The organism is Sulfuricurvum sp. RIFCSPLOWO2_12_FULL_43_24 (assembly GCF_001829605.1).
GTDB lineage: Bacteria > Campylobacterota > Campylobacteria > Campylobacterales > Sulfurimonadaceae > Sulfuricurvum.
Genome location: NZ_MIBT01000064.1, coordinates 1 through 1,247, shown reverse-complemented (window position 1 = coordinate 1,247; position 1,247 = coordinate 1). Strand labels below are relative to the sequence as shown.

Here is a 1,247-nt window from a genome sequence, read left to right as displayed (position 1 = left end):
ACAGATACGGGCGGCAAATTCCAACTCCGTCCCCGTAAAACTCTCAGGGGAGTATTCGAGCATGATTTCGCCATCGTGCTTCGCTGCGCGGGCTTTGACCATATCAACCCCCTCTAACGCCAACGCGATAATCTCGTCTTGCTCTTTACCGAAGACGATCTTACGCTGTGCGACTGAGGTGGAGTTGTACAAATGGACAATCGCTTTTTTAACTCCCGCTAACGCTTCAAACGTTTTATCGATCAAATGTTCTCTCGCTTGGACGAGGACTTGAACCGTAACATCATCGGGAATCAATTTTTGCTCTACAAGAGTGCGTAAAAAATCGAACTCCACTTTCGACGCGGAGGGGAATCCCACCTCGATATTTTTAAATCCGAGTTTCAGCAAGAGGGAGAAGAGATTAATTTTTTGTTCCAAATTCATCGGGGTGATCAACGCTTGGTTTCCGTCGCGAAGATCGACACTGCACCAAATCGGAGCGTGCGTGATGGTTTTGGTAGGCCAAATACGATTTGGCAAATCAACTTGAGGATACGGGCGGTATTTGCCCACAGACATGTTTTTCATGTTAACTTCCTTTGAATTTCTCTTCTCACTACCCTTGCTGAAGGTAATGATTGGGCGAATTATAGCAAAAAGGGCTTTTATCTGCATCTTATTGAATGAAGTTGTACTATAATATACAACTTCGTGAAGGGGAAAATAAAATGCGCATATCATCAATTCATGTCATTATTCTTCTTTTTATTTTATCGATAAATTTATTTGCCAGTCGTACCATTACTTCAGCTACACTCAACGGTGCTACTGCTGTAACGGTGGCCACATCCGATACGGTAAGCGCAGCGGTCACGGTTTCTATAACCTCAAACAATAATGCGGACCGATGGCGTTCTACAGCGTGGCGAGTGGGAAGTTCAGGCACATATACCTGTGCAGACACTACTAACCGCAACGGGAGTGGAACGTATACCAATACTTTTAACATCACTGCACCAGCATCCGCCGGAACCTATCCTGTCAGTTTTATCACGTATAGCGATGGTAGCTGTTCTTCGGATGCGAGCACGACCTATACGATGAACAACGCACTCACCGTCTACATCGATCCGACCACTTATACCCAAACCCGAAATTTTACCCTCCGCCAATCACTGAATGCACGCGGTGATATTCGGCTTATCGGAAATACCGTCTTGTGCAAAAGCAGTAACGGCGGATCAACCGGAACCTGTGTTGCACCC

The 1,247-nt window shown here is 45.9% G+C and carries 1 protein-coding gene and 1 pseudogene; one reads left to right on the top strand and one right to left on the bottom strand.

Features of this window, described 5'->3' with window-relative positions:
* Positions 1-570, bottom strand: a pseudogene (locus A3G19_RS06490) (2-isopropylmalate synthase); the annotation flags it as partial.
* A 140-nt stretch (positions 571-710) separates the two neighbouring features.
* Between A3G19_RS06490 and A3G19_RS06485 the strand changes: the two are divergent.
* The coding region (locus A3G19_RS06485; protein WP_294871339.1) for a hypothetical protein at positions 711-1,247 on the top strand (537 nt) is incomplete at its 3' end.